Genomic DNA, 19,539 nt, shown 5'->3' with positions numbered 1-19,539 from the left:
GCACCGGGGTGGTCACCTTGGCTGGGGACTACCGCTTGGAGTACTGCGGAGCCTTGCGAGCCTTCTTGAGGCCGTACTTCTTGGACTCCTTCTTGCGCGGATCTCGCGTGAGGAAACCGAGACGCTTAAGGAGCGGTCGTAACTCCGGGTCGAGTTCAATGAGCGCCCGCGAGATGCCCAGACGCAGGGCGCCCGCCTGGCCGGTGGGGCCGCCGCCGCCGAGGGTGGCGTCGATGTTGTAGGCCCCGGTGAGCTCAGTGGCCCGCAGCGGCTCGGTGAGAATCATCTGGTGCGTCTGCGACGGGAAGTAGTCGGCCAAGGCACGCTTGTTCACCGTGATGGTGCCGTCGCCTTCGGTCTCGTTGAGGCGCACCCGGACACGAGCGACGGCCTGCTTGCGGCGACCGGTGGACTGAATGAGAGGCTGGGACACGCTTGGTTCTCCTACGCGGTGCGCCGGGCGGCGGGCAGTTCGAGGGGCTCGGGCAGTTGTGCCGAGTGGGGGTGGTTGGGGCCGGCGTACACCTTCAACTTGGTAAGCATCTGGGCACCGAGACGGTTCTTGGGGATCATCCCTCGAATGGCACGACGCACAGCGTCCTCGGGATTCTTAGCCTGGGAGCGAGCGAACGTCTCAGCCTTGAGACCGCCCGGATAACCGGAGTGCCGATACACCATCTTCTGTTCGGCCTTGTTGGAGGTGAGGACGACCTTCTCGGCATTGATCACGATGACGTGATCGCCCATGTCCATGTGGGGAGCGAAGGTGGGCTTGTGCTTGCCACGCAGAATGCGGGCGGCCTCGGTGGAGAGCCGGCCGAGAACCAGATCTTCGGCATCGATGACCCACCACTTGCGGGTGATCTCGCTGGCCTTGGGGCTGTACGTGCGCACGCGGAGCGTCCTTGAGTAAATCGAGGGATTGCTGCGGGCACAGGAGCGCCCTAAGCGAAGGACAAAACTACGGCCAGAGCGGGTCGTACCGCAACTCTGCTCCCGCGGGGGACCATCGCGGCGGGCCGACGGGGGCGAGGGCTCCAGTGGGGGGCCTAGTAATCCACGTGCCACAGGCAGAGGCCCTCGGGAGGGGCGATGGCGGCCGCCCGAGCGCGGTCGCCACTGTGCAGGATTCCCCGGATCTCGCCGGGGCGGATCTGTCCCCGTCCGGCGGCTACTTCGGTCCCCACGATGGCGCGCACCATCTGATGGCAGAACGCCGTGGCGGTGATCTCAAAGCGCAGCAGACCGTCGCCGAGGTCGGTCCACCCCGCCCGTTTCACTCGCCGCACCAACGACACCGACTCTTCCCCGTCGTTCACCTTGGGCCGCCGGCAGAAGGCGCTAAAATCGTGCTCCCCCACGAATGGATCGCAGGCCAGCGCCAACAACTCCATATCTAAGGGGGTCGGCACGTGCCAGGTGGTCCGGGCCAGGAACGGATCGGGCACCGGGCGATTGAGCACCGTGTAGCGGTAGGTACGAGCAGTGGCCGAGAAGCGGGCATCGAAACCGGCGGGGGCAAGGGACAGCTCACGCACGGCGATGGTGGGACCGCATTGCTTGACGAGCGATCGGTGCAGTGCGCCGAGGTCGACGCTGCCCGCTAGATCCAGCGAGAGCACCTGCCCCCAGGCGTGCACCCCGCGATCGGTGCGGCCGGCGCAGGTGATCTCCACCGAGTGGCGCACCACCCGCTCAATGGCGCTGCGCAGCGTGCCGGCCACCGTGACCGGCCCATCCTGCGCCGCGAATCCATGAAACTCCGAGCCGTCATAGGCCACCAGCATCCGTACGCGCACTACCGGCCCGGCGGGGGCCGACGGAACGTAGGGGGTATCGAACAGCGTCATGCTGCGGCCGGCTCAGACGAGTTCGATGCGCGCCATCGGGGCGTTGTCGCCCTGCCGGTTGCCGAGCTTCAGGATCCGGGTGTAGCCACCGTTGCGGTTGGCGTACCGGGGACCCACATCAGTGAAGAGCTTGTGGGCCATCTCCTTATCGCCGAGGTAGGAGACCACCTGGCGATGGTTGTGCAGGCCGCCCTTCTTGGCCTTGGTGATGACCTTCTCGGCAATGGGGCGCAACGCCTTGGCCTTGGCCTCGGTGGTCACGATGCCTTCGGCGGCCACGAGGGATGCCACGAGGTTCGCCATCATCAGGCGCTGGTGCTGGGAACTGCCGCCGAAGCGACGCCCCTTCTTTGGGGTAGCAGGCATGGCGTGTCCTAATCCTTGGTCCGCAGCCGCAGGCCACGCTCGTCAAGCTTCTGGATGACCTCATCAAGCGACTTCTGGCCGAAGTTGGTGACGGCCAACAGATCGTCTTCGGTCTTCAGCAGTAGTTCGCCCACGGTGTTTACCTGAGCCCGCTTGAGGCAGTTCTGGGGCCGCTCAGACAAGTCGAGATCCTCGATGGGGAGGTCGAGATCGGGCGACCCCGCCGCGATCGTGGCGAGCTCGCCGAGCTCAAGACCCTGCGGATCGTCGCTCATTTCCGCCACCAGGCCCACGAGGGAGCGCAAGGTGTCGCCCGCCGAGGCCAGGGCCTCGCGGGGAGAGATGGAGCCGTCGGTCTCGATATCGAGCACGAGGCGGTCGTACTCGGTGGACTGCTCCACCCGGGCGGGCTCGATGAGGAACGCCACCCGGCGCACCGGCGAGAAGATCGAGTCGACCGGGATCACGCCGATGGTGGCGCTTCCCTTGTTGCGATCAGCCGAGACGTAGCCCCGACCCTTCGACACGGTGATGTCGATGGCCAACCGGGCCGACTTGCTCAGCGTGGCGATACCCATGTCCGGGTTGAGAATCTCCACATCAGCGTTCGGCGTGATGGCACCGGCGGTGACCTCGGCCGGACCCTTGGCATCAAGGCGCAGGGTCACGGGCTCATCGCTGTGACAGACGAGCACGAGGTCCTTGAGGTTCAGGATCACATCGGTGACGTCCTGGGTGACCCCCGCAATGGTGTCGAACTCGTGGAGAGCGTCGTCGAAGCGGAGCTGCGTGATGGCTGCCCCCGGGATCGAGGACAGGAGGGTGCGACGCAGGGAGTTACCCAACGTGTGGCCGAAGCCGGGCTCGAGTGGACCTACAGAAAAGGTCTGACGGTTGCCCTCGGCATCGCCGATCGCCTCAACCGTGGGGCGTTGGATTACCAGCATGATCTACCTCGTGAACTGGGGGGGCAATGGGAACAGGGCTACTTGGAGTACAACTCAACGATGAGCTGCTCACGCACGGGAACATCGATCTGCTCACGCAGCGGGAGTTCTCGCACAGTGATCGACTTGGCATCCTCACCGGCGTCGAACCAAGCCGGGAGGCGAGCGTCAAGGGTGTCGATGTTGTGTTGGATCACGATCATGGCTTGGCTCTTGGTCCGAAGCGACACCACGTCGCCCTTCCTGACCCGGTAACTGGGGATGTCGACCCGACGACCGTTGACATCGATCAGTCCGTGGTTCACGAACTGGCGAGCCTGCGGCCGGGTGCTGGCCCAACCCGCCCGGAACACGATGTTGTCCAGGCGCTGCTCTAGGAAACGGAGCAGATTTTCGCCGGTCACCCCCTTGGAGCGGGTGGCCTCCTTGTAGAGGTTCTCGAACTGGCGCTCGAGCAGACCATAAATGTGCTTCGCCTTCTGCTTCTCCTGCAACTGGAAGGAGTACTCGGAAGGCTGACGGCGACGCGAGCGCCCGTGCTCGCCCGGCGGGTAAGGGCGCTTCTCCAGCGCCTTGCTACCCTTCTCGTTCTCGAAGATGTTCACACCCAAGCGGCGCGAAATCTTTACCTTGGGTCCGGTGTAGCGAGCCATGCGGGGAGCCTCAGACTCGGCGCCGCTTGGGAGGGCGGCAGCCGTTATGGGGGACAGGGGTGACGTCTTTGATGCCGGTAACTTCGATACCTACGCTTTGCAGCGAGCGAATGGCGGTCTCGCGGCCGGAGCCGGGACCCTTCACCTGCACGTCAACTTTACGGATGCCGTGCTCCATCGCCCCACGAGCGGCCTTCTCGGCAGCCATCTGGGCGGCGTAGGGCGTGCTCTTCTTGCTGCCCTTGAAGCCAACGTTGCCCGCCGAGGCCCAGGACAGAACGTTGCCCTGTTGGTCGCTGATCGTGATGATCGTGTTGTTGAAGGAACTCTTGATGTGGGCAACGCCATGAGAGACATTGCGGCGCTCGCGCTTGCGCGGCCGCCGACCACCGGGCTTGGGTTTGGCCATTTAGATTCGACCCCCACCCGCTGCGACAACCGGCAACCGGCAACCTTCGGCACTGACTCGCTTGCTCACTTGCGTACCTTCTTCTTACCGGCGACGGTCTTCTTGGGTCCCTTGCGGGTGCGGGCGTTGGTCTGGGTGCGCTGGCCGCGAACCGGCAGGCCCTTGCGGTGCCGCAATCCCTGCCAACAACCGATCTCCATCTTGCGGCGGATGTCCTGCTGTACCTCGCGGCGGAGATCGCCTTCGACCTCGAGGTTCTGGTCGACGTAGGCGCGGATTTGGTTCACCTCTTCATCGGTGAGATCGCGCACGCGAGTGCTGCGATTGAGCCCGATTGCGTCACAGATTTTCTGCGACGTGCTCCGGCCAATGCCGAAGATGTAGGTGAGCGAGATCTCCAACCGCTTTTCACGGGGGATGTCAACGCCGGCGATACGAGCCATAAGCGGGTTGCTGTCTCCTCTTAGCCCTGGCGCTGCTTGTGCCGGGGGTTGGTGCAGATGACCTGAACTCGCCCATGACGGCGGATCACCTTGCACTTGTCACACATCTTCTTGACGCTGGGTCGGACCTTCATCAGTCGATCTCGTTCACTTGTAGCGATAGGTAATGCGACCTCGGCTGAGGTCATAGGGGGTGAGCTCCACCTGGACGCGATCCCCGGGGAGGATGCGGATGTAGTGCATCCGCATCTTTCCGGAAATATGGGCCAATACCTTGTGGCCGTTTTCGAGTTCCACCCGGAACATGGCGTTCGGGAGGGGCTCAGTTACCGTGCCTTCCAGCACGATCGCGTCTTCTTTGGGCTTGGCCAGAATGGTGCTCCTGAATTGCGGGATCAACAGGCCAAGTCAGCGCGCCATAATCAGGCACGTGCAGCGGACAACTTCGTCCCAGGGCCGAGGGTGGATGCTATCGCAGGGACGACAGCGCTCCAATTCGACCGCGTCAGGGCCGATCTAGCGACCTTGGGTCCAGCGGGTTCACAGACCGGCCAGAACCGGGACCCTACCGGAGAAATCAGGGCAGGGTGAGGATCTCCGGGCCGTGGTCGGTGATGGCAATGGTGTGCTCCGTGTGGGCGGCGAGGCGCCCATCGAGGGTGGCCACGGTCCACTGGTCCTCCAAGACCTTGGCCTCGGGGCCGCCCGCGCAGACCATCGGCTCCACCGCATAGGTCTGGCCGGACCCCAATCGTCGACCCTTGCCTGGTCGTCCCCAGTTAGGGACATCGGGCGCCTCGTGCATGGCAGTCCCGATCCCGTGGCCGGTGTAATCGCGCACCACCGAGAATCCAGCCGCCTCGACCACGCCCTGCACCGCCGAGCCGATATCAGACAGTCGACCGCCGGGAACCATCGCCCGGATCCCCGCCGCCAGCGACGCCTCGGTCACCGCGATCAGCCGTTCCGCTTCGGGGTGGATCCGGCCCACGCCCACGGTGAAGGCGGCATCACCATGCCACCCCTCGATGATCGCCCCGCAGTCGATGGAGATGATGTCGCCCTCCGCGAGGCAATAGGGCCCTGGTACTCCATGCACAATCACGTCGTTGGGTGATGCACAGATCACCCCGGGGAACGGTGGGTACCCATAGCCCAGGAAGTTGGACTGCGCGCCGCGACGCTCGATGACGTCGCGCCCGATGCGATCCAGAGCGGCCGTGGTTACCCCCGGGCGAATGGCGGCACGGATCGCTGCATGCATCTCAGCCACGACCCGTCCCGCCTTACGCATCTTTCCCAGATCCTCACTCGATCGACGCACCCCCCCAGGCTAGAACCCACCCTGGCTCCAGACCTCAATGCGACCCGTTTCGCCCATCGCCGGGATCAGGCTCACCGCCGCCGCCAATGGGGGGGTTAGGAGCGGCGGGCGTCCACGGCGGCGACCAGGCGGGCGGTGACCTCGGCGGCGGTGCCGAGACCATCCACGGCGGTGAGAAGCTCGCGTTCGAGATACCAGGCGATCAGCGGTGCCGTTTCGCGCTCGTAGAGATCGAGGCGAATCTGGATGGCGGCGGAGGTGTCGTCGGCCCGCTGCACCACCTCACCGCCACAGTTGTCGCACACCCAGCCATAACGCGGCGGGGAGTCCACCGAGAAGTTCGTGGCGCAATCCACGCATACGCGCCGGCCAGCCAATCGCTCCAACACCACCTGGGTGGGCACGACAAGGTCGATCACTAGGTCCAACGCCGCCCCCACCGTGATCTCGCTCAGCCTTTCCGCCTGGCCCACGGTGCGCGGGAAACCGTCGAGAATGTAGCCGCGCTCTCGGGTGTCGTCGGCGGCTAGCCGCTCGGCCACCACTCCCCCGATGACCCCGTCCGACACGAGTTCGCCACGGTCCATCACCGCTTTGGCCTGGAGGCCGAACTCGGTGCCCTCACGGACCGCCGAGCGGAGCATGTCACCCGTGGAGATGTGAGGGATCACGTAATGGTGCGAGAGGCGCACACATTGGGTTCCCTTGCCCGCACCCTGCCGACCCAGCAGGACCAGACGAGCGCCGGGGATCACGCCAGGACCCCAGCCGCCATCACTTCAAGAAGCCCTCGTAGTTGCGCATCATCAACTGGCTGTCAATCTGCTTCATCGTCTCGAGGGCCACGCCCACTGCGATGAGCAGCGAGGTGCCGGCGAAGGGGAAGTTCTCTACGTCAGCGGTAGCCAGCAGAATCGAGGGCAGGAGCGCGATGAAAGCGATGAACAACGCACCGGGCAGAGTGATCCGAGACAAGATCTTGGCAAGGTAGCGCTCGGTCTGGGGCCCGGGGCGAATACCGGGGATAAACCCACCCTGCTTTCGGATGTTCTCGGCCTGCTGCGCAGGATCGAAGGCAATGGCGGTGTAGAAGTAGGCAAAGCCGATGATGAGCAGGCCGTACACAAGGACGTACACGATCGAGTCGGGTTGGACCAGGTGGTCGTTCACCCAGCCCTGGATCGACCTTCCGTAACCCTCGGCTGGCAAAACGTTGGTGAACAGAATCGGGAGGTAGAGGACCGAACTGGCGAAAATGATCGGGATCACGCCTGATTGGTTCACCTTGAGGGGGATGTAAGTGCTCTGGCCCCCATACATCCGACGACCCACCACCCGCTTGGCGAACTGCACGGGGATGCGGCGCTGACCTTGTTCGACAAACACGATGGCCACCAGCAGGACCACGGCGAGCAGCAGCAGGAAGATCAGGAGCGCGGAACCCTTCTCCGCATTCAGTTGGGCACCCGCAGCCGGGAAGATACTCACCACCGAGGCGAAGATCATCAACGACATGCCGTTACCAATGCCGCGCTGGCTGATGAGTTCGGACAACCACATCAGCAGGGCCGTGCCCGCCGTGAGGGTGAACACCACCAGGATCACCCGGAACGGAGTGAAGTTGGGGAGGACGTCGATCCCGAGGCTGTTGCCGCCGCCGAGCAAACCGCCACCTCCATTGTGGAAGAGGAAGGCCAAGCCGGTGGATTGCAACAAGGCGATAGACACGGCGAAGTAGCGGGTCCACTGGGTAATCTTGCGCTGCCCCACGGCCCCCATCTGCTGCCATTCCTCCAGCTTCGGGATCACCACCGTGAGGACTTGCATGATGATCGAGGCGGTGATGTAGGGCATGATCCCCAACGCAAAGATGGCAAACTGGGTGAGGGCGCCCCCCGAGAACAGCTGCAGGAAGCCCAACACGCCAGCGCCTTGGTCGGCTTGTCGCTTGAGTTCGGCCACCGCATCGAGATCGATACCCGGCGCGGGAATGTAGGCACCGATGCGGTAGAGCGCGATCATCAGCAGCGTGAAGAGAATCTTTCCCCGGAGGTCAGGGATTCTGAACACGTTACGAACGCTGGACAGCACGGACTGGGCTCCTGATCAGCGGGCGCTGCCAGCGGCAGCGATTGGATCGATAGGACTAGCGGTTAGCGAACTGGTTTCCTTGCACCGGAGGACGACGATCGCCCCACGGCTTGGGCAGGATCTCCACCGTACCGCCCGCCGCCGCGATGGCTGCCTCGGCAGACTTTGAGAAGGCATGGGCCTTCACGGTGACCTTACGCGTGAGGTCACCCCGGCCCAGGACCTTGATGAGGGCACCCTTGTGCGCCAGACCCTTGGCTTGGAGGGCGGCAGGACTGATCTCGTCCATGCCGCTTTCCTCGATGGAGTCGAGATTGATGCCCTGATACTCAACCCGGAACGGGTTGTTGAAGCCCTTGAGCTTGGGGATTCGGATGTTGAGGGGCATCTGGCCGCCCTCGAACCGGGCCGGGACGCTGCCGCGTGCCTTTTGGCCCTTGGTGCCTCGGCCAGCGGTTTTACCGCCCTTGCCGGCGATACCCCGACCGACGCGCTTCTTGCCACGGTTTGAGCCCTTGGGGGGCTGGAGGTCATGGATCTTGATGGTCATGAGTTGGTCTGCTCCTCAACCGAGACGAGGTGGGGCACTCGGGCCACCATCCCACGAATCTCGGGGCGATCAGGAAGGGTGTTCGACTTGCCGATGCGACCGAGACCAAGCGCCCGTAGCGTTCCCCGCTGCTTGGGCTTGGTTCCGATGGCGCTACGGATCTGGGTGACGGTGATCGTGCCTGCTTCAGTCATCACGCAACCTCTTCGGGCACGGAGGCCTGCGGACCGCGCTCGCTCAGGTTATAGGCGGCGAGCATTCCCTTGGGCACAAAGTCCTCAGGATCGAGACCACGGAGACGAGCAATCTCATCAGGCCGCTTAAGCGACTTGAGACCGTTGATGGTGGCGCGGGCCACGTTGATGTGGTTGGAGGAACCGAGGGACTTGCACAGCACGTCGCGCACGCCCGCCTCTTCGAGGATGGCGCGGGCAGCCCCACCGGCGATCACACCGGTACCGGGAGCCGCCGGCTTCAACAACACTCGGCCTGCTCCCATGCGGCCCACGATCGTATGCGTCACCGTCGTGCCCGCCAGCGGCACCTGGAAGAGATTCCTGCGAGCTTCTTCGGTGCCCTTCTGAATCGCCAGGGGCACCTCTTTCGCCTTGCCATAACCCAAGCCGACGCGCCCATGACCATCACCGATCACCACGAGAGCGGTGAAGCTGAAGCGCCGACCGCCCTTCACGACCTTGGACACGCGGTTGATGTTGATCACGCGCGACTCACGCAGGGTGGTGTCGGTGGACTGCCGAGGGTTCTCGCGCTCTGCTTTCTCGCGCTCTCGGCGGGGGGGACCTGATCCGTTAGCCATCTAGAGCTCCAGTCCAGCGTCACGGGCGGCGTCAGCGACTGCCGCCACCCGACCGTGGTAGAGGTTGCCGCCTCGATCGAAGACGACCTTGGTGACGCCAGCGGCCTTAGCCCGCTCGGCGACGAGCTGACCAACCTTGATGGCAGCACCCTTGTTGCTGGTTCCACCCTCTCGCAGGTCGGTCTCTTGGGTGGACGCCGATGCGATCGTGCAACCGGAGCGGTCGTCGATCACCTGAGCGGAGATGTGCTTGTTCGAGCGGAAGACAGCCAGGCGCGGGCGCTCGGCCGAACCTTCCACCTTTTTGCGCACGCGACGGTGGCGACGGATGCGGGCTTCTCGCTTGTGCTGTGCGGTCACGGTCATAAGGTGTCCTTACTTACCCGTCTTTCCGGCCTTCTTGGCGACGAATTCGCCAAGGTACCGGACGCCCTTGCCCTTGTAAGGCTCGGGTTTACGGATCTTGCGGATGTTGGCGGCCACTTGGCCGACGATTTCCTTGTCGATACCCTTCACGATGATGCGGTTCGGGGTGGGGGTCTCGAAGGTGATGCCAGCGGGAGCGTCAACCGACACCGGGTGACTGAACCCGAGAGCCAGATCAAGCTTGCTGGTGCCCTGAGCGGCGGCGCGGTAACCCACGCCGATGATCTCCAGCTCCTTCACGAACTCCTCGTTCACACCCACGACCATGTTGTTCACCAGCGAGCGAACCAGGCCATGCATGGCCCGGTTCTCGCGCTCATCGTCGGGACGTTCCACCAGCAACTCATCGCCATCCTGACGCACGGTGATAGCGCCCGGCAGCACGCGCTCCAGAGTGCCCTTGGGACCCTTCACGGTGACATGGCTCCCGGCGATGGTCACATCGACGCCGCGGGGGACCGGGATGGGGGATTTTCCGATTCGGCTCATGTCAGGTCACCACACGAAGCAGAGGATCTCGCCGCCCACGTTGCGCTTGCGCGCTTCGCGGTCGGTCATGAGCCCCTGGCTGGTTGAGAGGACGGCCACCCCGAGACCACCGAGGACCCGGGGGACCTTGGTGGACTGACTGTAGACACGCAGGCCCGGCTTGGACACCCGGCGCAGGCCGGAGATCACACGGGCTCGCTCGGGCGAGTACTTCATCTTGATGGACAGCACGCGTCCAGGGCGTTCGGTGTTGTCGGCCACATCAAAGCCATCGATGTAGCCCTCCTTGTGGAGGATGGTGGCGAGGGCCTCTTTCACCTTGGAACTGGGCATGCGCACGTCGTCGTGCATCGCAACGTTGGCGTTGCGAATGCGAGTGAGCATGTCGGAGATCGGGTCGGTCATGGTCATTGGTCGACTCCCCTCACCAACTGGCCTTCGTCACACCGGGGATTTCCCCGGCGTGGACCATCTCCCGCAAACAGATCCGGCACAGGCCGAACTTGCGGTAGACGGAATGCGGACGCCCACAGCGCTTACAGCGGGTGTAGGCACGAACCTTGAACTTCGGGGTCCGCTGTTGTTTTTCGATCAGTGCTTTCTTGGCCATTATTCCTGTCCCTCGCGCTTGAACGGGAAGCCAAAGGCGTCGAGGAGGGCCTTGCCTTCGGCGTTGGTCTTGGCGGTCGTCACGATGGTGATGTCCATGCCTCGCGGGGCATCGATCGAGTCGTAGTCGACCTCCGGGAAAATCAGCTGGTCGCTCACACCGAACGTGTAGTTGCCGTGGCCGTCGAACGAACGGGGGTTGAGCCCCCGGAAGTCACGGACCCGCGGGATGGCGAGGCTGATGAGCCGGTCGAGGAACTCCCACATGCGCGCACCCCGCAGGGTGACCTTCGTGCCGATGGGGTTCTCCTCACGGAGTTTGAAGTTGGCGATGGACTTACGGGCCCGGGTGATGATCGGCTTCTGACCAGAGATCCGGGTGAGGTCCTTCACGGCTCCCTCGAGCAGTGAAGGCTGCCCAACAGCGGCGCCGACGCCCATGTTGATCACGATCTTTTCGAGGCGGGGAACCTGCATGATGTTTCCGAACCCGAGTTGCTCCTTGAGGGCATCACGGATTTCGGTCTCATACCTGGTCTTGAGCCGCGGTACCGGGTTGGTAGCGGTGGCGGTGGTCACTCGATGTCCTTTCCACACTTCTTGCACATGCGTACCTTGGTGCCGTCGGGGTCGTGCCGGTAACCCACCCGAGTGGGCTGGCCGCACGCCGGGCACACCAGCGCCACGTTGGCGATGGGCAAGGGCATGTCCTTGTCGATGATGCCGCCCTGCATCGTGGCCTTGGTGGCCTTTTGGTGCTTCTTGGCCACATTGACGCCGTCGACGATGATCTTCCCCGCGGAGGGGAACACCCGCGCGACCTGGCCGGTTTCGCCACGATCCTTGCCGGTCAGCACCTGCACCTTGTCGCCCTTTTTGATCTTGAGGCCGGCCATGGTTACAGCACCTCCGGAGCCAGGGACACGATTTTCATGAACTTCTTGTCCCGCAACTCTCGGCCCACCGGGCCGAAGATTCGGGTGCCCCGAGGGTTCATCTGGTCGTTGATGAGCACGGCGGCGTTCTCGTCGAAGCGGATGTAGCTACCGTCGGGACGGCGCTTCTCCTTCTTCACCCGCACGACGACGCACTTGACGACCTCGCCCTTCTTGACCGCTGCGCCGGGGATAGCGTCCTTGACGGTGGCGACGAACACGTCACCGATGCTGGCGTAGCGCCGTTTCGTTCCACCGAGCACACGGATGCACAGGACCTCCTTGGCCCCGCTGTTATCCGCCACCCGAAGACGGCTCTCCTGTTGAATCATGCGTAACTCCGATCAAACTTCACGCCAAAGTCAGGGAGCATGAATGGCGCGTCGCGTCTCTCTCTCATCGTGCTCGCTCCAGCACTTCCACAAGCCGCCAGCGCTTCAGCTTGGACAGGGGCCGGGTCTCTTGGACCCGAACTTTGTCGCCCAGCTTGGCGTCGTTGGTCTCATCGTGCACGTAGAGCTTCTTGGTGCGCACCATGGTCTTGTTGTAGAGCGGGTGCGGCTTGCGGGTAGTTACCGTAACGACGGCGGTCTTGTCCATGCCGGCGGAAGTAACAACTCCCTCGCGCAACTTGCGGGCGTTGGGCCGAGTAGTGGTCTCGTCGGCCATCAGGCGTTCTCCCTCTGGTTCTCAAGCGCTTCGGCCGCCTCAATCTCGCGGGACCGAAGCTCGGTGTTGAATCGTGCGATGTCCTTGCGAAGCTTCTTCAGGACGCTCACGTTGTCGAGTTGGCCGGTGGCGTTCTCGAAACGCTTCTTGAACAAGGCGTCCTTGGTCTCGGCCAGTTCCCGCAGCAGCGCGGCATCGTCGAGCTCCCGGTAGACAATGTCCTTGGCCATTAGAGGGCCTCCTCACGAGCGACGAAGCGGGCCTTGATTGGCAGCTTCTGAATGGCGCGCTCGATAGCTTCGCGGGCCAAGACCGGATCGGGATAGGAAAGTTCGAAGAGGATGCGGCCCGGCTTCACCACGGCGACCCAACGTTCCGGGTTGCCCTTGCCCGATCCCATCCGAGTCTCGGCGGGCTTTTCGGTGACGGGTTTGTCCGGGAAGACGGTGATCCAGACCTTGCCACCCCGGCGGGTCTTACGGGTCATGGCGATACGAGCCGCTTCGATCTGACGGGCGGTGATCCACCCCGGCTCTAGGGCCTGGATGCCGTAGTCGCCGAAGGTGACCTCGCTACCACCCTTGCTCTGACCGCGCATGCGCCCACGATGCTGCTTGCGGTGTTTGACCTTCTTAGGCATCAACATCAGTCGGCATCTCCCGGGTGGAACTTGGGCGTCTCGTGGTGCTCAACGGTAAGGCGCTCGATCTCCTCTTCCTCGGCCAAAAGGCGCTCCAACTCGGGATCAGCCTCCTTGACCAGGGGTTCAGCTTCGGCCGCCAAGTCGCCATCGGCGGTCACGGGCCGACGAGAAGCCGCGGAACTCGACACCACTCGGCGGGGAGCACCGGCAGCGCCGGAGGTCTCACCCACGGCCATAGCGGCCTCACGGTTGATCTTATCGTCGTTGGAAGATTTGTACGGAAGAATGTCGCCCTTGTAGAGCCACACCTTTACGCCGATCCGCCCAACGGGGGTGCGGGCTTCACGGAAGCCGTAGTCGATGTCGGCCCGGAGCGTATGCAGCGGTACCCGGCCCTCGCGGTACCACTCGGTGCGAGACATCTCCGACCCGCCGAGGCGGCCCGAGCACTGAACCCGGATACCAAGGGCACCGGCCTTCTGCGCATTCTGGACGGCACGCTTCATGGCTCGACGGAAGGCCACGCGGCCAGCGAGTTGATCGGCGACGCCCTGGGCAATAAGGGCGGCATCCAGCTCGGGTTGTTTGATCTCTTGGATGTTGAGCTGCACCTTGTTGTTGCCAGTAATGACGGTGAGCCCTGCCCGCATGCGATCAGCCTCGGCACCGCGTCGGCCGATCACAATGCCAGGTCGGGCGGTGTGCACATCTACCCGAAGCTTGTCCCGGGTGCGCTCGATCTCCACCCGCGAGATGGCGGCATGGGGAAGCTGAACCATGATGAAGTCACGGATTTTCCAGTCCTCGATAATGAAGGCGCCGTACTCCTTGCGGTCGGCGAACCAACGGGACTTCCACTCGGTGGTAACACCGAGGCGGAAGCCGTAGGGGTTGACCTTCTGACCCATCAGCTCTTCTCCTCATCCGAGGCTGATGCCTCGGACTCATCGGTGGGTACCTCGAGGGGGGGTTCGCCCGCCTCGAGGTTGTCCTCGGGTGCATCGGTGACCACCGTCTCCGCCGGGGCTTCCGCCTCAATCACCTCGTCGGTGCTCACCTCGTCGGTGCTCACCTCGTCGGTGCTCACCTCGTCGGCATCGTGGTCGTGGTCGGGCTGACGCGCCGCCCGAGCCGCCTGGCTCTTGGCCACGCGGGCCCGCCGGGCCTCCGCCGCATCGCGCCGGACACCCCCCCGACCCACCGCCGCGGTGGTACGAGCCTGGCGTTGAGCCAATTTCTTGGGGTCCATGCGGCTGACGATCACGGTGATGTGGCAGGTGCGCTTGCGGATGCGGGTCGCTCGGCCACGGGCCCGGGGACGCCACCGCTTGAGGGTGGGGCCCTCATCGGCGAAACAAGCCGATACGCACAGTTCATTGGGGTCCATCGAGTCGTTGTGCTCCGCGTTGGCCACGGCCGCCGCCAGGACCTTGCGAATCTCGCCCGCCACTGCCCGATCGGTGAACTCGAGCACCCCGTCGGCATCGTCGACGTGCAGGTTCCGGATGAGGTCGAGGACCTCGCGTGCCTTGTAGGCGGAAACTCGAAGGTACTTCACCTCGGCACGGGTACCGGGACGTTCGTTGGTCTTGGTTCCGAAGGCCATTGCTATCGCCGCCCTCGAGCCTGCTTCTCCATACCCGCGTGGAACCTGAAGGTTCGCGTGGGGGAGAATTCGCCGAGTTTGTGCCCAACCATGGCCTCGGTGACATACACCGGGACATGCTTACGACCATCGTGAACGGCAATGGTGTGACCAACCATCTCCGGGATGATGGTCGAGCGACGGCTCCAAGTCTTGATGACCTTTTTTTCGCCCTTCTCGTTGAGGACGTCCACCTTCTTGAGAAGATGATCGTCCACGAAGGGACCCTTTTTGAGGCTGCGGGGCATGGGTTCCTACCTCCGACTGCCGCGCGTACGGCGCCGGCGGACGATGAGTTTTTGGGACGGCTTGGTCTTGTCTCGGGTGCGGCCTTCGGGCTTGCCCCATGGCGACACTGGGTGCCGACCACCGGAGGTTTTGCCCTCGCCGCCACCGAGGGGGTGGTCGACGGGGTTCATCGCCACACCGCGGGTTTGGGGTTTGACGCCCTTCCAGCGGTTGCGGCCTGCCTTGCCGATCTTGATGAGTTCGGCTTCGGAGTTGCCAACTTCACCAACGGTCGCCCGGCAGTTGATCGGAACCCGGCGCATCTCGGTGCTGGGCAGACGCAGCGTGGCGTAGTCGCCTTCCTTGGCCACCAACTGCACGGCCGTGCCGGCGGAACGACCCATCTTGGCGCCACCGCCGGGGTACAACTCAATGGCGTGCACGGTGGTGCCCACGGGGATGTAGCGCAGCGGAAGGGCGTTGCCCGGACGGATCTCCGAACCCTGGCCCGACTGCAGCATGGCGCCCACGCCTACGTCTTTCGGGGCGAGGATGTAACGCTTCTCACCATCGAGGTAATGGAGGAGCAGTATGCGACAGTTGCGGTTGGGGTCGTACTCCACCGCAGCCACCTTGGCCGGCACGCCGTCCTTGGTGCGCTTGAAGTCGATCATGCGGTAGCGCTGCTTGTGGCCGCCACCTTTGTGACGGGCCGTTTTGCGGCCGTAGTTGTTGCGGCCACCAGTGTTGTGCTTGGGCGCCAGCAGTGACTTCTCGGGCGTCGTCTTGGTGAGCTCGGCGAAGTCGGAGACCGTCTGGAATCGACGACCGGGGCTGGTGGGCTTGCGTTTGCGAAGGGCCATGTCTGCTCTATCCCTGGAAGAGGTCGATCGTCTGACCCTCGATGAGGGTCACGATCGCTCGCTTGGTGTCGGGTCGGCTGCCAAACCCGGAGGTCTTGCGGTTGCGCTTCCGCTTGCCCTTCCGGTTGAGGGTGTTCACCTTCAGGACCTTCACCCCAAAGATCGCCTCGACGGCGTCGTGTATCTCGGGCTTAGAAGCGCTGGGGTGCACCTTGAAGGTATAGGCCCCGCCCTCGGAGAGGGCGAAGGACTTCTCGCTCACAATGGGAGCGAGGATGATGTCGCGGGGGTCCTTGATCACGAGGCCTCCTCAGCGGCGTGGTGGCCCCGGGTAACGGGGCGATCGACCGGCAGCGTGTCGGGGGTGAAGACCAGCCAGTCCGACACAAGGATGTCGTAGGCGTTCAACTCGCCAATGCCGCACACGTGGATGTTGTCCAGGTTGCGGAGGCTCTTCCAGATGGCCTGGTCCTCGGGGCGGAGCACCACCAGCACCCGACCATCCACGCCATTGGCCGCCAAGGCAGCCATGGCGCTCTTGGTGCTCGGAGCATCGATGCCCCAATCGAGTACCAGAATCCGCTCCGAAGCGGCACGGTCGGAAAGGGCGGACTTCAGGGCCAGACGAATCATCTTCTTGGGGGTGCGCTGGGCGTAACTCCGAGGCTTGGGGGCGTGAATCACGCCACCGCCAGTCCAGATGGGGGAACGACTCGACCCGGCCCGGGCCCGGCCGGTGCCCTTCTGATTCCACGGCTTCGCTCCGCCACCGCGCACTTCGGCGCGGGTCTTGGTGGACTGCGAACCCGAGCGTTTGGCGGCCAATTGTGCCGTCACCACCTGGTGCAGAACCGGGAGGTTCGGCTCAATCCCGAACATGGCCTCATCGAGTTCCACCGACCCGGCGGCTTTCCCGGCGGCGTCCTTCTTCTCCAACGTGGGCATCTCAGACATCCGCCTTCACAGCGTTACGGATCAGCACAAGCCCACCCTTGGGCCCGGGTACCGAGCCGCGGACGAGGACGATGTCGCGATCGGCATCGGCCGTCACCACCAGGAGGTTCAAGGTGGTGACCTTCTCGCCACCCATGCGACCGGCCATCCGCTGGCCCTTGAATACCCGCGAGGGCGTAGCGCAAGCGCCCACTGAGCCCGGGGCTCGGTGCGTGCGGTGGGTGCCGTGGGAGGCGGGCATGCCGCCGAAGCCGTGGCGCTTCATCGCCCCGGCAAAGCCCTTGCCCTTGCTGACGGCCGTGACATCAACCTTGTCGCCGTTGGAGAGGAGGTCGGCCTTCAGTTCTTGGCCCACCGAATACTCTGAGACGTCGTCAAGCCGCAGTTCCACGAGCCGCGGACCGGGTTCGACGCCCGCCTTCTCAAACTGCCCGAGCTTGGGCTTGGTGATCTTGGAAGCCTTCTTCGTGCCGAAGGTGACCTGGAGGGCGGTGTAACCATCCCGCTCGTCGGTCTTGACCTTCACGACACGACACGGCTTGACCCGAAGGACGGTAACGGGCACCACGCGGTTCTCGTCGTCCCAGACCTGCGTCATTCCTATTTTCTCACCCACGATTGCTTTGGTGGCCATGACGGCTACGTCTCTCTCATCTGCGGAGGAACAGAGCGAACCCTGTTCACGCGAACGCTCCGCACGGGGGACCCGGCGGAGCGTGATTAGGTTGTGCCGTGCGGTTCCCGAGGTTGGTTCGGGCCTGCCCGGACATCGGTTTCGATCTTCGGCCGCCGGACCCAACCGGTCCGGTAGCACGAAGGTAACAAGATAGCCGTACTGGGCTCCACCGTCCAAAGGGGCCGCCACGGCGGCGGGCGAGGGGCTAGGGAGCCAGGCCCGTGCAGCCCCGCAGGCCCTCCCAGTCGGCCCGGGCGCGCTCCGCCTCGGCTCCCATCAGCGGCGAGGGAACGCTGTTGGTGATACGGCCGGGGGTCCACTGGTAACGATCGATGCGCCGACCCGTGGCCGTCACGGTAAAGACGCCGGTTTGCGCCCCGGCGGCACTGTTTTCCTTGAAGAAAAAGTTACCGAGGCCGTAGTTGACCACGGCATTCCCGAGGCGCCCGGCCCCCTGAAGGCGGTGAGCATGACCTCCCACCACCAGGTCGGCTCCGGCATCGACGAGAGTACGAGCCAACCGCTGTTGGTCCCCACTTGGACATGTCTCCTTCTCCACCCCCCAGTGGAGGAAGACGATCACCGTGTCGTTAGTGGCCCGGGCGGCCTCTACCTCGGCCACCAAGCGGTCCACGCGCTTGGCCGACGCCAAACCCGCATGGTCTGCCGTGGCGGTCCAAGCCTCGATCAGGCTGTCGCCCATTACCTGGGTGGCACCAATGACCGCAATGCGCTGGCCGCGGATCGTGGTGGTGAAGGGAGCGAAGGCCTCGTCCTCGTTGGCGCCGATCCCCACCATGAAGTGATCTCGTTGGGCGCGCGCCACCGCCAGCGATTCCGCCAGACCATCGGGGCCGTAGTCCACCCCGTGGTTGTTGGCCATGCTCACCACATCGAAGCCGGCGGAGCGCAGCGCATCCACCGCCATTGGGGGTGCCTGAAAGGTGAACTGCTTGGGGGCCGGAGCACCGCCGACGGCAATCGCCGCTTCGAGGTTCCCGATGGCGAGGTCAGCGGCGCTGATGACCGGTGCAAACGGACCAAGGGCCCCGGAGGGGTCGTTATCGAGGCGAAGGCGGTTCGTTCCCTCAAAGTTGATATCGCCCGCGAAGGCGATCGTGACTGGCTCGCCACTGCCGAGGTCCCCCCGCGGCTCCGTGGTGGTAGTGGTCTCAGCAACTGGGGTGGAAGGAGGGGAACTGGGGGAATCCGTTCCGAGCGTGGCGGTATCCGCACTGTCCAGCCGACTCGCGCCGTAGCTCACCGCCAGGACGGCCGCGCTGATCATGGCGACCAGCCCCAGAGTGATCCGGCGCCGTCGAGCCGAAACAGGAGACGCTCGATGGCGAGGGGAACCCATTCCGCTCATTCTGCCAGAGGGCGCGAAGAGAACCAGCCACCGGCTGGTCCTCTCTGAACTCTGAAGGGGTCTTAGACCTGTTGGATCTTGATCTCGATGTCCACGCCAGCGGGAAGTTCGATGCGCTGCAGCGAGTCCACCGTCTTGGGCGACGGCTCGAGGATGTCGAGCAGGCGCTTGTGGATCCTCATCTCAAAGTGCTCTCGGCTGTCCTTGTCCTTGTGAGGGCCCCGGATCACGGTGAACCGGTGGTTTTCCGTGGGCAGCGGGATCGGACCCCGGACCGTGGCCTGCGTGCGCAGAACGGTTTCGACGATCTTCTTCGTCGACTGGTCGATGATCTCGTGGTCGTACGCCTTCAGGCGAATGCGGATCTTCTGCTTCTCAGCCATGTCTTGCTCTGCTCACTTTTCAAGGATCGGCTCCGGACGGAGCCTGGAAAGGCTACTTGATGATCTTGGTGACGCGACCGGCGCCCACGGTACGGCCACCCTCACGGATAGCAAACCGCAGGCCCTCGTCCATCGCAATCGGATGAATCAACTCCACATGCATCACCGTGTTATCACCCGGCATGCACATCTCCGTACCC

At 64.0% G+C, this 19,539-nt stretch carries 36 protein-coding genes; all 36 read right to left on the bottom strand.

Annotation, left to right across the window (positions count from 1 at the left end; translation table 11 throughout):
• Positions 1–28: 28 nt before the first annotated feature.
• The gene (locus EXQ71_05580; protein MSO86973.1) at positions 29–433 is read right to left on the bottom strand and encodes a 30S ribosomal protein S9; all 405 of its coding nucleotides are present in this window, start codon (positions 431–433) and stop codon (positions 29–31) included.
• A gap of 11 nt (positions 434–444) precedes the next feature.
• Positions 445–894, bottom strand: a complete 450-nt coding sequence (locus EXQ71_05575; GenBank protein ID MSO86972.1) for a 50S ribosomal protein L13 — start codon at positions 892–894, stop codon at positions 445–447.
• Positions 895–1,049: 155 nt separating this feature from the next.
• A complete protein-coding gene (gene truA / locus EXQ71_05570; protein ID MSO86971.1) occupies positions 1,050–1,850 on the bottom strand; it encodes a tRNA pseudouridine(38-40) synthase TruA in 801 nt (266 codons plus the stop codon).
• A 12-nt stretch (positions 1,851–1,862) separates the two neighbouring features.
• Positions 1,863–2,216, bottom strand: coding sequence for a 50S ribosomal protein L17 (locus tag EXQ71_05565; GenBank protein ID MSO86970.1), 354 nt, complete (start codon positions 2,214–2,216; stop codon positions 1,863–1,865).
• A gap of 8 nt (positions 2,217–2,224) precedes the next feature.
• Complete coding sequence (locus EXQ71_05560; protein ID MSO86969.1) at positions 2,225–3,163, bottom strand: DNA-directed RNA polymerase subunit alpha; 939 nt, start codon at positions 3,161–3,163, stop codon at positions 2,225–2,227.
• 38 nt (positions 3,164–3,201) lie between these two features.
• On the bottom strand, positions 3,202–3,816 hold the full coding sequence (locus EXQ71_05555; protein ID MSO86968.1) for a 30S ribosomal protein S4: 615 nt from the start codon (positions 3,814–3,816) through the stop codon (positions 3,202–3,204).
• Positions 3,817–3,826: 10 nt separating this feature from the next.
• A complete protein-coding gene (locus EXQ71_05550; protein ID MSO86967.1) occupies positions 3,827–4,225 on the bottom strand; it encodes a 30S ribosomal protein S11 in 399 nt (132 codons plus the stop codon).
• Positions 4,226–4,290: 65 nt separating this feature from the next.
• A complete protein-coding gene (locus EXQ71_05545; GenBank protein MSO86966.1) occupies positions 4,291–4,668 on the bottom strand; it encodes a 30S ribosomal protein S13 in 378 nt (125 codons plus the stop codon).
• Between the two features lie 20 nt (positions 4,669–4,688).
• On the bottom strand, positions 4,689–4,802 hold the full coding sequence (locus tag EXQ71_05540; GenBank protein MSO86965.1) for a 50S ribosomal protein L36: 114 nt from the start codon (positions 4,800–4,802) through the stop codon (positions 4,689–4,691).
• A 13-nt stretch (positions 4,803–4,815) separates the two neighbouring features.
• On the bottom strand, positions 4,816–5,040 hold the full coding sequence (locus EXQ71_05535; GenBank protein MSO86964.1) for a translation initiation factor IF-1: 225 nt from the start codon (positions 5,038–5,040) through the stop codon (positions 4,816–4,818).
• 205 nt (positions 5,041–5,245) lie between these two features.
• Positions 5,246–5,992 (bottom strand): type I methionyl aminopeptidase, encoded by a 747-nt coding sequence (map, locus tag EXQ71_05530; protein MSO86963.1) that lies wholly within the window; start codon positions 5,990–5,992, stop codon positions 5,246–5,248.
• A 95-nt stretch (positions 5,993–6,087) separates the two neighbouring features.
• Entirely contained in the window at positions 6,088–6,747 is a 660-nt protein-coding gene (locus tag EXQ71_05525; protein ID MSO86962.1) for an adenylate kinase, read from the bottom strand.
• A 19-nt stretch (positions 6,748–6,766) separates the two neighbouring features.
• Positions 6,767–8,083, bottom strand: coding sequence for a preprotein translocase subunit SecY (gene secY / locus EXQ71_05520; GenBank protein MSO86961.1), 1,317 nt, complete (start codon positions 8,081–8,083; stop codon positions 6,767–6,769).
• 55 nt (positions 8,084–8,138) lie between these two features.
• Positions 8,139–8,633: a 50S ribosomal protein L15 gene (locus EXQ71_05515; protein ID MSO86960.1), complete on the bottom strand. Its 495-nt coding sequence runs from the start codon at positions 8,631–8,633 to the stop codon at positions 8,139–8,141.
• The gene (locus EXQ71_05510; protein MSO86959.1) at positions 8,630–8,827 is read right to left on the bottom strand and encodes a 50S ribosomal protein L30; all 198 of its coding nucleotides are present in this window, start codon (positions 8,825–8,827) and stop codon (positions 8,630–8,632) included. Before EXQ71_05510 ends, EXQ71_05515 begins: the two co-directional genes overlap by 4 nt.
• A complete protein-coding gene (locus tag EXQ71_05505; protein MSO86958.1) occupies positions 8,827–9,450 on the bottom strand; it encodes a 30S ribosomal protein S5 in 624 nt (207 codons plus the stop codon). The genes EXQ71_05510 and EXQ71_05505 overlap by 1 nt, the downstream gene beginning before the upstream one ends.
• Positions 9,451–9,816, bottom strand: coding sequence for a 50S ribosomal protein L18 (locus EXQ71_05500; GenBank protein MSO86957.1), 366 nt, complete (start codon positions 9,814–9,816; stop codon positions 9,451–9,453).
• A 9-nt stretch (positions 9,817–9,825) separates the two neighbouring features.
• The gene (locus EXQ71_05495) at positions 9,826–10,365 is read right to left on the bottom strand and encodes a 50S ribosomal protein L6 (GenBank protein MSO86956.1); all 540 of its coding nucleotides are present in this window, start codon (positions 10,363–10,365) and stop codon (positions 9,826–9,828) included.
• 6 nt (positions 10,366–10,371) lie between these two features.
• Positions 10,372–10,776 (bottom strand): 30S ribosomal protein S8, encoded by a 405-nt coding sequence (locus EXQ71_05490; GenBank protein MSO86955.1) that lies wholly within the window; start codon positions 10,774–10,776, stop codon positions 10,372–10,374.
• A 13-nt stretch (positions 10,777–10,789) separates the two neighbouring features.
• Positions 10,790–10,975, bottom strand: coding sequence for a type Z 30S ribosomal protein S14 (locus tag EXQ71_05485; GenBank protein ID MSO86954.1), 186 nt, complete (start codon positions 10,973–10,975; stop codon positions 10,790–10,792).
• The gene (locus EXQ71_05480) at positions 10,975–11,553 is read right to left on the bottom strand and encodes a 50S ribosomal protein L5 (protein ID MSO86953.1); all 579 of its coding nucleotides are present in this window, start codon (positions 11,551–11,553) and stop codon (positions 10,975–10,977) included. The genes EXQ71_05485 and EXQ71_05480 overlap by 1 nt, the downstream gene beginning before the upstream one ends.
• Positions 11,550–11,870, bottom strand: coding sequence for a 50S ribosomal protein L24 (locus EXQ71_05475; protein ID MSO86952.1), 321 nt, complete (start codon positions 11,868–11,870; stop codon positions 11,550–11,552). Before EXQ71_05475 ends, EXQ71_05480 begins: the two co-directional genes overlap by 4 nt.
• Before the next feature lie 2 nt (positions 11,871–11,872).
• On the bottom strand, positions 11,873–12,241 hold the full coding sequence (locus EXQ71_05470) for a 50S ribosomal protein L14 (protein MSO86951.1): 369 nt from the start codon (positions 12,239–12,241) through the stop codon (positions 11,873–11,875).
• Positions 12,242–12,305: 64 nt separating this feature from the next.
• Positions 12,306–12,578, bottom strand: coding sequence for a 30S ribosomal protein S17 (locus tag EXQ71_05465; protein ID MSO86950.1), 273 nt, complete (start codon positions 12,576–12,578; stop codon positions 12,306–12,308).
• Entirely contained in the window at positions 12,578–12,808 is a 231-nt protein-coding gene (locus EXQ71_05460) for a 50S ribosomal protein L29 (protein ID MSO86949.1), read from the bottom strand. The genes EXQ71_05465 and EXQ71_05460 overlap by 1 nt, the downstream gene beginning before the upstream one ends.
• Positions 12,808–13,224, bottom strand: coding sequence for a 50S ribosomal protein L16 (locus EXQ71_05455; protein ID MSO86948.1), 417 nt, complete (start codon positions 13,222–13,224; stop codon positions 12,808–12,810). The genes EXQ71_05460 and EXQ71_05455 overlap by 1 nt, the downstream gene beginning before the upstream one ends.
• Positions 13,224–14,129, bottom strand: coding sequence for a 30S ribosomal protein S3 (locus EXQ71_05450; GenBank protein ID MSO86947.1), 906 nt, complete (start codon positions 14,127–14,129; stop codon positions 13,224–13,226). The genes EXQ71_05455 and EXQ71_05450 overlap by 1 nt, the downstream gene beginning before the upstream one ends.
• The gene (locus tag EXQ71_05445; protein ID MSO86946.1) at positions 14,129–14,827 is read right to left on the bottom strand and encodes a 50S ribosomal protein L22; all 699 of its coding nucleotides are present in this window, start codon (positions 14,825–14,827) and stop codon (positions 14,129–14,131) included. Before EXQ71_05445 ends, EXQ71_05450 begins: the two co-directional genes overlap by 1 nt.
• 2 nt (positions 14,828–14,829) lie before the next feature.
• Positions 14,830–15,114, bottom strand: coding sequence for a 30S ribosomal protein S19 (locus EXQ71_05440; GenBank protein MSO86945.1), 285 nt, complete (start codon positions 15,112–15,114; stop codon positions 14,830–14,832).
• Between the two features lie 6 nt (positions 15,115–15,120).
• Complete coding sequence (locus EXQ71_05435; GenBank protein MSO86944.1) at positions 15,121–15,957, bottom strand: 50S ribosomal protein L2; 837 nt, start codon at positions 15,955–15,957, stop codon at positions 15,121–15,123.
• Between the two features lie 7 nt (positions 15,958–15,964).
• Complete coding sequence (locus tag EXQ71_05430) at positions 15,965–16,255, bottom strand: 50S ribosomal protein L23 (GenBank protein ID MSO86943.1); 291 nt, start codon at positions 16,253–16,255, stop codon at positions 15,965–15,967.
• Positions 16,255–16,902 (bottom strand): 50S ribosomal protein L4, encoded by a 648-nt coding sequence (locus EXQ71_05425; GenBank protein ID MSO86942.1) that lies wholly within the window; start codon positions 16,900–16,902, stop codon positions 16,255–16,257. Before EXQ71_05425 ends, EXQ71_05430 begins: the two co-directional genes overlap by 1 nt.
• 1 nt (position 16,903) lies before the next feature.
• Positions 16,904–17,545, bottom strand: a complete 642-nt coding sequence (locus EXQ71_05420; protein ID MSO86941.1) for a 50S ribosomal protein L3 — start codon at positions 17,543–17,545, stop codon at positions 16,904–16,906.
• A gap of 247 nt (positions 17,546–17,792) precedes the next feature.
• Positions 17,793–18,947 carry a CapA family protein gene (locus EXQ71_05415; GenBank protein ID MSO86940.1) on the bottom strand — a complete coding sequence of 385 codons (1,155 nt, stop codon included), beginning with the start codon at positions 18,945–18,947 and terminating at the stop codon, positions 17,793–17,795.
• A 71-nt stretch (positions 18,948–19,018) separates the two neighbouring features.
• Entirely contained in the window at positions 19,019–19,339 is a 321-nt protein-coding gene (locus EXQ71_05410; GenBank protein ID MSO86939.1) for a 30S ribosomal protein S10, read from the bottom strand.
• A 52-nt stretch (positions 19,340–19,391) separates the two neighbouring features.
• On the bottom strand, positions 19,392–19,539 hold a 148-nt coding region (locus EXQ71_05405), incomplete at its 5' end, for an elongation factor Tu (GenBank protein MSO86938.1).

The organism is Acidimicrobiia bacterium, from assembly GCA_009694375.1.
GTDB lineage: Bacteria > Actinomycetota > Acidimicrobiia > Acidimicrobiales > VFJN01 > VFJN01.
Note: the sequence above shows the minus strand (reverse complement) of the source record. Positions and strands in the feature narration are given on the sequence as shown.

What these genes read in the sequence shown, in the direction of transcription:
- truA (MSO86971.1), bottom strand. Translation starts at nt 1,850, where the DNA reads ATGACGCTGTTCGATACCCCCTACGTTCCGTCGGCCCCCGCCGGGCCG.
- EXQ71_05565 (MSO86970.1), bottom strand. Translation starts at nt 2,216, where the DNA reads ATGCCTGCTACCCCAAAGAAGGGGCGTCGCTTCGGCGGCAGTTCCCAG.
- EXQ71_05560 (MSO86969.1), bottom strand. Translation starts at nt 3,163, where the DNA reads ATGCTGGTAATCCAACGCCCCACGGTTGAGGCGATCGGCGATGCCGAG.
- EXQ71_05555 (MSO86968.1), bottom strand. Translation starts at nt 3,816, where the DNA reads ATGGCTCGCTACACCGGACCCAAGGTAAAGATTTCGCGCCGCTTGGGT.
- EXQ71_05550 (MSO86967.1), bottom strand. Translation starts at nt 4,225, where the DNA reads ATGGCCAAACCCAAGCCCGGTGGTCGGCGGCCGCGCAAGCGCGAGCGC.
- EXQ71_05545 (MSO86966.1), bottom strand. Translation starts at nt 4,668, where the DNA reads ATGGCTCGTATCGCCGGCGTTGACATCCCCCGTGAAAAGCGGTTGGAG.
- EXQ71_05540 (MSO86965.1), bottom strand. Translation starts at nt 4,802, where the DNA reads ATGAAGGTCCGACCCAGCGTCAAGAAGATGTGTGACAAGTGCAAGGTG.
- EXQ71_05515 (MSO86960.1), bottom strand. Translation starts at nt 8,633, where the DNA reads ATGACCATCAAGATCCATGACCTCCAGCCCCCCAAGGGCTCAAACCGT.
- EXQ71_05510 (MSO86959.1), bottom strand. Translation starts at nt 8,827, where the DNA reads ATGACTGAAGCAGGCACGATCACCGTCACCCAGATCCGTAGCGCCATC.
- EXQ71_05505 (MSO86958.1), bottom strand. Translation starts at nt 9,450, where the DNA reads ATGGCTAACGGATCAGGTCCCCCCCGCCGAGAGCGCGAGAAAGCAGAG.
- EXQ71_05500 (MSO86957.1), bottom strand. Translation starts at nt 9,816, where the DNA reads ATGACCGTGACCGCACAGCACAAGCGAGAAGCCCGCATCCGTCGCCAC.
- EXQ71_05495 (MSO86956.1), bottom strand. Translation starts at nt 10,365, where the DNA reads ATGAGCCGAATCGGAAAATCCCCCATCCCGGTCCCCCGCGGCGTCGAT.
- EXQ71_05490 (MSO86955.1), bottom strand. Translation starts at nt 10,776, where the DNA reads ATGACCATGACCGACCCGATCTCCGACATGCTCACTCGCATTCGCAAC.
- EXQ71_05485 (MSO86954.1), bottom strand. Translation starts at nt 10,975, where the DNA reads ATGGCCAAGAAAGCACTGATCGAAAAACAACAGCGGACCCCGAAGTTC.
- EXQ71_05475 (MSO86952.1), bottom strand. Translation starts at nt 11,870, where the DNA reads ATGGCCGGCCTCAAGATCAAAAAGGGCGACAAGGTGCAGGTGCTGACC.
- EXQ71_05470 (MSO86951.1), bottom strand. Translation starts at nt 12,241, where the DNA reads ATGATTCAACAGGAGAGCCGTCTTCGGGTGGCGGATAACAGCGGGGCC.
- EXQ71_05465 (MSO86950.1), bottom strand. Translation starts at nt 12,578, where the DNA reads ATGGCCGACGAGACCACTACTCGGCCCAACGCCCGCAAGTTGCGCGAG.
- EXQ71_05460 (MSO86949.1), bottom strand. Translation starts at nt 12,808, where the DNA reads ATGGCCAAGGACATTGTCTACCGGGAGCTCGACGATGCCGCGCTGCTG.
- EXQ71_05455 (MSO86948.1), bottom strand. Translation starts at nt 13,224, where the DNA reads ATGTTGATGCCTAAGAAGGTCAAACACCGCAAGCAGCATCGTGGGCGC.
- EXQ71_05450 (MSO86947.1), bottom strand. Translation starts at nt 14,129, where the DNA reads ATGGGTCAGAAGGTCAACCCCTACGGCTTCCGCCTCGGTGTTACCACC.
- EXQ71_05445 (MSO86946.1), bottom strand. Translation starts at nt 14,827, where the DNA reads ATGGCCTTCGGAACCAAGACCAACGAACGTCCCGGTACCCGTGCCGAG.
- EXQ71_05440 (MSO86945.1), bottom strand. Translation starts at nt 15,114, where the DNA reads ATGCCCCGCAGCCTCAAAAAGGGTCCCTTCGTGGACGATCATCTTCTC.
- EXQ71_05435 (MSO86944.1), bottom strand. Translation starts at nt 15,957, where the DNA reads ATGGCCCTTCGCAAACGCAAGCCCACCAGCCCCGGTCGTCGATTCCAG.
- EXQ71_05425 (MSO86942.1), bottom strand. Translation starts at nt 16,902, where the DNA reads ATGCCCACGTTGGAGAAGAAGGACGCCGCCGGGAAAGCCGCCGGGTCG.
- EXQ71_05420 (MSO86941.1), bottom strand. Translation starts at nt 17,545, where the DNA reads ATGGCCACCAAAGCAATCGTGGGTGAGAAAATAGGAATGACGCAGGTC.
- EXQ71_05415 (MSO86940.1), bottom strand. Translation starts at nt 18,947, where the DNA reads ATGGGTTCCCCTCGCCATCGAGCGTCTCCTGTTTCGGCTCGACGGCGC.
- EXQ71_05410 (MSO86939.1), bottom strand. Translation starts at nt 19,339, where the DNA reads ATGGCTGAGAAGCAGAAGATCCGCATTCGCCTGAAGGCGTACGACCAC.